Genomic DNA, 7,506 nt, shown 5'->3' on the forward strand with positions numbered 1-7,506 from the left:
GAGCACCTGCCTTACACGCAGGGTGTCGGGTGTTCGAGTCACCCACCGCCCACCATCGTTTTTTCCCTGCAAACCCTCAAAAACGCCGTATTTATTGGGTGTTTTCGTGCTACTGTATTCTACATCCCCATCAGTAGATAAGCAGGCGTAATTGCCAGATTTTGACTCATGTTGCGCTTTTTTGACGGTAGGAAGTGCAACATTTAGTGCAACGCGATTTTCGCCCGCCGCCGCCTCGTGCGCGGTTCCTTCCGCCTTGGGCAAAAAGTCCGGCAACTGTTCCAACGCGCCCGCAAGATCAAGCCGTTGAAAATGCGTGTACCGTTGCATCGTGAGTTTGGGATCGCTGTGCCGCATAAGAGCAACCGCCGTTGCCAATGGCACGCCCGCGCGCGCAAGTTCGGATGAAAACGTGTGTCGCAACGAGTGAATGTCAACACTCATGCCCCGGTCGTCGCGCTTGGGGATCTTGGCGGCCACGAGATCTTTATTGAATTCCCGCGTGCCTTTGGCGGGCATGTCGAAAAGCGGATCGTCAGGTTCAAGGCGCATCGGGAAAGCCCCGCCATGCCGCCTAGAATCGTTCCTGCGGCGTTCCAGCCGGGCGGCAAGGTACTTGGACAGCCTCGCGGCCAAATCCGCCCGCAAAACGATTACAGCCCCTTTGCGGTTCTTTTCATTGGCGGCGTTCAAGATCAAGTGCGGCGGTTCGGTATCAAGCACGGCTTGCCCAATGGTGATGGAACGCAGTTCATTCCACCGCAAGCCGGTTTGCGCCAAAGTCCGATACACAAGCGAACGTTCGTATCCCTCGAATGCCAGCATTTCGCGGGTTTCCGGTTTCAATTGTACCGCGCCCCCGCCAGCATGCAACTTGCCTTCCAGTGGTCTACGTTCCGCCGCGTCGAGCAAGCGGGCAACCTCTTCCTGCGTCAAGGCCCGGCGCGGGCGGCGCGGGTCGGCGCGTTCGTTGCGTTTGCGCATGCGGGCGAAGGGATTCGCCACCATCCGGCCCTCGGATACCATCCAATTGCCAAAGGCAGCAAGCCCCACCGCGTAGCCGTTGTATGTTCGCGCGCTCATGCCGGTTTGTCCACGCAGCCACGTTTCAGCCCTTTCCCGCGACAGATCCGCGATACGGTTGAATCCGCAACCGGAAAACAGCGTTTCGAGATAGCGCCGCCGCATGAAGACCGTTGTCTTGTGTAATCCAAGCGATTCCATGCGGGCGATGTAGGCGTCAACGTGTTCCTGCAGCGGTTTGCCGGCAAAGTCGGTGGCCCGGTCTTCGGACGCGCTCAGTATCCCGGCCTTGCGGCGTTCCACGCGTGCGGCCAATTGCGTAAGGACCGCCGCCGCCGCGCTCTTGTCGCGGCATCCGGTGGAAACTTCCCTGATGATTCCATCGGCATCGCGAAGGCGGGCATACCATACGCCCGTTTCCTGAACGATGCGCCCGGCGTCCGTGGCCCGCGCCTCGCGGATCTTGCCGTTTTTGTCCTTCCAGCGGGCGACAGGCCCGCCCTTGCGGCGTAGAATCTTCGCGCCTTCGGGCAACGGGCGCGTTACGGTCTTGCGGAAAAGGTATCCCATGTTATTTCCTTTCCAAGGATTCACTCACAAGGTAGTGCATTCTCGTAATGTATTCCGTAACCGTAAGGTTCAAACTCTTGGCAACGCGCCGCATATCATCCCGATCCGATTCCGAAAGACGGATCGTGATCCCCTTGTCCTTTGCCAGCAACATGCGAAGCCTTTCCGGTTTCATGCCCTTCAATGTTTTTGCCAATCTCTTGATTCCGATTTCGTTTGTCATGTCTTACACCGCCTTTCTTTCAAGGATTCCGTTGATTACCTTGGCGCTCCAAGCGCCGCCGTTCTTGGCGACAATCCCTTGGGATTCCAACGTGCGGGCAATGTCGCGCAAACTCTTGCCGTCCGCGCGCAAGTCGCGCATCATGCGTATGGCCTCCTGTTCGCGGGCATTCTCTGTCAGACTTTCACCGTCCGCCGCCAAATCATAACCGAAGGGCATATGCCGGGAAACACGCTTGCTTTGCTGGCGAAGATGCGCCATTGCGGCGGTCGTGCGTTCGGAAACAAGATCGCGCTCGAATTCCGCAAGAACCGCCAGCATGCGAAACACCATTTTTCCGGCGGCGCTTGTCGTGTCAATGCGTTCGGACAGGCTTACGAGATCCGCCCCGGCCTTTTCCAGCCGCTCGGATATTCCAATGGCATCCTTCGTGGAACGCGCCAGCCGGGAAAGCGAATAAACCACCAGCGCGCCGCGCTCTTTGCAGACTTCAGCAAGCGCCGCTTGAAGTCCTGGGCGATTGTCCGCACGTTTGGCGGATATGCCCGCGTCCACATGAACCGCCGCGAGTTCATAGCCGTTTGCATCGCACCATGCCGCGATCCGTGCGCGTTGCGCGTCCAGACTTACGCCGTCAACCGCTTGCCCTTCCGTGCTTACTCTCACATACCCGATTGCTTTCATGTCCGTTGCTCCTGTTGTCAACGTACATATTGTAACATGTGCTACCGCCAATGTCAACACTATTTGTTACCAAGGGGACGGTTGGTAACGGGCATGCGTTCGCCTTTTCCCGAAAAGGTCACTTGCACAAGTGGTATTCCCTTCGGCAAAGCGGGCATATGTGCCGCCTTGCGGCGTCCGCGTATATTCGCTTTACGTCCCGCGATATCGTGGAGTCCGCGACGCCCAAGGCTTTGGCAATGTCGGTTTGCTTTCGCCCGGCCAAGAGCAGGTCCGCAACCTCTGCCCTGCGTACGGCGGCCCTCAGGCGGCGTATGGCGTGGTAATGGCGGCGGCCCCCAGCGCGCTTGGCCACGGTTACCGGATCGGTCCATGCGCTCCAATTTATTTTGCCCATTTCTTAGCAGTCCCTTCTTTCCACGTTTGTCTGTATTTTTTTAGATTGAACCGCTCGCAATCTGATGCATATTTGGCGGCAAGGAATTCTTGAACGGCGGCCACGTCGGCCCCGTTCTTCGGCATCCACGATTGCCAGAAGCAGGCGTTCGGAACCGATTGCCAGCCAGATTGCGCGGTATTGCCACGCCCATCGGCGGATCGCCCGTTCGATTCCCAGCCGGGCATGAAGGGCGGAAGCCACGATGCACAGCCTCACAGCGGCGAAGTCCGCGCCCTCGAAATGCGCGCGGGCAAGTTCATTGTGTAGCGCGTTGATTCTTGCGAGAATTTCCATATGATGCCTCGATTCCGTGTTCCTCGAATGTCAGGGTTTCCGGGTCAAAGTGGAATGCGATTCGGCATCCTTGCCCCGGCGCGTTGCGTGACTTGAGAATGTGAACGGTGCGATTCGCGGTTTCCTCGAACGGCCCGCCAATGGATTGTACGGTTGCGCGGTGATCATCCGCGTGGCGTTCAAGCCAAAGGACAGTCTGAACAAGGCGCGTGAAACTGGCGGCCCCGGCGATACCGTCGAGAGAAACCAGACCGGTTTCCGCCGCGCCCTTGCGCGGGTGATAGGTCAAAATCAGACTTGCGCCATGTTTCCGAATGGCGGCGCTTGCCTCGGTTATGAAGCCGGGCGCGGTGCGCCACGGTTCGCCGCCCATGTCGGCCACGGAAAGTGGATCGATCGCGATCACGCGGTTCCCTGCTGCAGCCCGTTCGGAAACCCACCTCGCAAGGTCCGTCAGCGTGGGTTGCTTGTCGGGCGCATCGAAAAGGCGGCACGCGAACGCGTCCAGATCGGCTTGATGCGCCGCCAGCGCCGCCCTCGCATTTTCGGGGTTCCCTGCGATCCACTCCAGGTCAAGCAACCGGGCATCGTTAGCCAACTGTGCAAGCAGCCTATGGAGATGGTGCGCCTTGTCTTCCTCCAGTTCAAAAACCGAAATCGGGACGCCCGACTTGTGAAGCGCATACGCCAACTGCAGCAGCAAAAAACTTTTTCCACAGCCGGGCGGCCCCACAATCAACGTGATACTCCCCGGCAACAGCGCGCGGGTCAATTTCGACAAACGCCCCCAAGGCAATGAAATCGCTTTTCTGGTACCGCCAATTGCACCTTCGATAAGCGCCGCCAGCCCGCCGGAAGGCACAACCGGTTTCGCGTTTGCAAGGATTTCATAAATGGCCGCGCGTTTCGTTTCCGGCGGATCGTCGCGCCACTTTTCAAGCAGATCGGCAACATCGCCCTTCGGCGGCAAGCCAAGTATTTCGACATTGACAATCCGTAGCCGTGTTGCCGTCTTCAAAATCCCGGCCACTTGGTCCATGTGGGCACAGCCAGGCGGATCGTTATCCGGCCAAAGCACGATATCGCGGTTATCAAGCGGCGTCCAATCGCTCAGGTGCGCCTTGCCCGCGCCCATCGCGCTTGTTACCGCGACAGTCCCAATTTTCCAAAGAGCGTCAACGCATTTCTCGCCCTCGACAACAACAACCGGGTCTTCCGTTTCGCCAATGTGTTCCCGCCCGTAAAGCGGCAAAAGGCCGCGCGGCTTACCCCATTGCCATTTTCCGTATTCGCGGTGCGCTTGTCTGAATGTTTTCACGCCATCAGCGCCCACGATGCGGAAAACGGCGAAACCGTCCGTGTAATCGTGTCGCGCCTCGATGCGCCCAATGGACGTGGCGGCCCGTTCGATTTCGGCAAGGGTTTCATATTGCCGGACGGATGATCGCCGCTCCTGTGGCAACGTGGCGCTTTTATTTGCGCCGTTTCGCGGCCCGCCGTCCGATTTTGGCAAAACCTCGCGAAGGTCAACGCCATGGATGCGCGCGCGAATGTCGTATAGGTCACCAGCCACGCCGCAACCGTGGCACTTGAACCGCGCCACGCCTTGCGAGTCGAGATAAACCCCGGCGCTTGCCCGCCGGTCTTCGTGAAATGGGCAACGGCATTCTTTGCCATGAAAGATAGCCCCAGCGGCGGCCAATTCATTCTTGAGTAGTTCAATGTCGTGGCGTTCGGGCGTGTCCGTCATTGCGCGCCCCCGTTCGCATTGGCCATTTCCGCTTGGTATTCAGCCTCAAACTCTTGAATATCCGCAGGGGAAAACCGGGAATAAAAATCGTTTGGGTCGCTTTTGTCATGGCCGTTGCCCCCGGTTGCTTTCAACCAGCGCTCGTGAATCGCGCCAAATTTGGTCAGCCCGGAAGATCCTGCTTTTCGCAACGGCGGAATAGCGGCCACTTGTGCGCGCCAAAATTGCGCGTCGCGATGGTCAGACTCAAAAACCCATTCCAATGCCGCAACGATTTCATTGGGTTTGTAGCCGTCAATCCGTACCAGTTTTGCCAGCGTGGCCCGCGCCTCGAAATCGGCCCCGCTGCCAGCCTTCGGCAATCGCGCCTTCGGGTGCGCTTCGCGAATCAATTCGAGCAGGTGCGGGTAGAATTCGACAAGGCCCAGGAACGGCGCAAGAGGATCTGGATCTTTCCCTTCACTTTCCCCATGGGTTTGTGGTTGAACGGGATCGCCCGCGAAGGATTTCGCGGAAGAGATCTTGTTTGATTGTTTTGATTGATTGATTGATTGATTGGCGGTAATTTCCCGGAATTCCGGTAATTTCCCGGAATTTTCCGGATTTCCGGGCGTTTCCGTTATCCATCCAGCGGTCTTGAGAATCGCAAGCCCACGGGTCACAACCGACAATGGAAAGCCGGTTGATTCTGCTATTTCTTCCGGTGTTGCCGCCTCGCCCTGTGGATTCCTCACGGTACCGCGCAATGGTGCTGGTTGCGCTCCGGAAAGTTCAAGCAGTTTGATATACAGCCCAAATGCCGCCGCCGCGTCATCACCGCCAGTGGAGAGCAGCCGTCGGTAGGACAGCCCCCAAGCGGCACCGTTACAGGTTACCCGAAGGTATTGCAACGGCCCCTTGCGGAGTGCTGCGCCCTCGATCCATGCGTCGCCACGAGAATCAACCTCGTATCGCTCCCATCTAACGATTTTGAACATGTTCGCGCCCACCTATCGCGTAAGCATATGGCGTTCTACCGGTGGGCAACCGGCGGCAATCCATTCTTCCAATACGCGCGCATCCCAGCGGACAGCGCCGCCGATTCGCAGCGGGCGCGGCATCCGGCCCGCATCGCTAAGGCGGTAAACGGTTCGGCAAGACAGAGCAAGCCGTTTTGCGGTTTCTTTCACGGATAGTAACTGGCTCATTTTCAACGTCCTTCGTTCCTGCATCGCGCCTATCGCAACGCTTCACCCTAAATTGGGTGACTGATACAAAAAAGGAAGGCGTGAAGAACAAGAAATGCCTGTCTTTATTGGGCGAAATGCGGGCGCAATTGTCACGCGGCGCGCGCATTCTGTCACCATGCCCCCCGTGACAACTACGCAATATCTATCAGGCAATGCCAGCCGCAACCCGCTTTTGGTTTGCCCCAAGGCTCGCGTTCATGCATTTTGGACAAGGACACAATCGGATTGTTGGACGCGCCAAAGGCGGTTGTCAGCGCACGATTGAGACGCGATACGGCCCGCTTGAAAGCGGCGGCCTCGCGAACCTCCGGCACGATATGCTTGTTGGGCGCTTCGGCAAAGCGTTTCAACAGCGCCCATTGTGCGTTTGGCAGGTTACCTGTCCGCCGGTCTGACAATCCGAGTTCCGCCGCCGTGACTCGTTTTTGTTTCTCCCCTTTGCGCGCGACAAGAACAACATAGGGGTTGTCATCCGAGAACCGCATGCGGATCGTCTTCCAGTCAACCGGCCCAGAGTTTGTCTCTGCTCTGACTGTCCCGGCCTTCGGCGCGGCCGTTTCGACAGGAGGCGGATAAAGCGATTTTACCAATTCTTTCGCTTCGGATTGTCTAACATCTTCGGTCAAGATACGTGCTCTTCCAGAATCCATCACCCAATGTATAAATTCTTTTGCGTCAAAATCCGCCGGTAGTTTCCCTTTGTGAATCGCAAGAGACACCGCTGCGATGTTTCGCAATCCGGGCGCAAGCAACTGAATGAATTTCTTTTGTTTTTGTGTCAGACTTGGAAACGCATCGAAGGCGGTGGTTTCATTCAATAATGGCGTGTCCGGCTTTGGGGTCTTGTGTGCGGCCATAGGTGCATCCGTCCTATTGCATCGTGAGCGTGCCGGGCGAAGGCGGGCGATGCTTTCCCGCTTTTCGGGCGCTACCCTATCGCCCGGCAAAAAAGATCCTACCTCGATTCCTGCGGCATGTCCAGATCGTCCGCGTCTTCGGGCGGTATGCCGTCCGCGCCATGCGGATCGGTGACTGACTTGATTAGCGATAGAAATTTGGCGTCATCCTTCGCGATGGTTTGGAACAGCGCCGCCATGTCCGAATCGGACAGCGCCCGGATCGCCTCCGCGAGTTCGGAAATGCCCCCAAAAGTGCAACGCGAAGTGCAACATTTAGTGCAACATGAATTTTGCGGTTTTTCCAAGTCATTGCAATTACACGACTTGTGCGATTCTGTTCCCTGCCTTACACGCAGGGTGTCGGGTGTTCGAGTCACCCACCGCCCACCAGCCTT

At 57.6% G+C, this 7,506-nt stretch carries 8 protein-coding genes; all 8 read right to left on the reverse strand.

Annotated elements, in window-relative coordinates; translation table 11 throughout:
• A partial coding sequence (locus P5540_19460) for a tyrosine-type recombinase/integrase (GenBank protein HRT66992.1) occupies positions 1-1,593 on the reverse strand: 1,593 nt, incomplete at its 3' end.
• Positions 1,594-1,819: 226 nt separating this feature from the next.
• Complete coding sequence (locus tag P5540_19465; GenBank protein ID HRT66993.1) at positions 1,820-2,500, reverse strand: recombinase family protein; 681 nt, start codon at positions 2,498-2,500, stop codon at positions 1,820-1,822.
• A gap of 384 nt (positions 2,501-2,884) precedes the next feature.
• Complete coding sequence (locus P5540_19470) at positions 2,885-3,124, reverse strand: hypothetical protein (protein HRT66994.1); 240 nt, start codon at positions 3,122-3,124, stop codon at positions 2,885-2,887.
• Between the two features lie 71 nt (positions 3,125-3,195).
• Complete coding sequence (locus P5540_19475; protein ID HRT66995.1) at positions 3,196-4,983, reverse strand: AAA family ATPase; 1,788 nt, start codon at positions 4,981-4,983, stop codon at positions 3,196-3,198.
• Positions 4,980-5,960, reverse strand: a complete 981-nt coding sequence (locus tag P5540_19480; protein HRT66996.1) for a hypothetical protein — start codon at positions 5,958-5,960, stop codon at positions 4,980-4,982. Before P5540_19480 ends, P5540_19475 begins: the two co-directional genes overlap by 4 nt.
• 12 nt (positions 5,961-5,972) lie before the next feature.
• A complete protein-coding gene (locus P5540_19485) occupies positions 5,973-6,170 on the reverse strand; it encodes a helix-turn-helix domain-containing protein (protein HRT66997.1) in 198 nt (65 codons plus the stop codon).
• 173 nt (positions 6,171-6,343) lie between these two features.
• Complete coding sequence (locus tag P5540_19490) at positions 6,344-7,069, reverse strand: hypothetical protein (GenBank protein ID HRT66998.1); 726 nt, start codon at positions 7,067-7,069, stop codon at positions 6,344-6,346.
• Between the two features lie 98 nt (positions 7,070-7,167).
• Positions 7,168-7,506 (reverse strand): hypothetical protein (locus tag P5540_19495; GenBank protein ID HRT66999.1); only part of this gene is annotated, 339 nt, incomplete at its 5' end.

It is taken from the genome of Candidatus Hydrogenedentota bacterium (genome assembly GCA_035450225.1).
Classification (GTDB): domain Bacteria; phylum Hydrogenedentota; class Hydrogenedentia; order Hydrogenedentales; family SLHB01; genus DSVR01.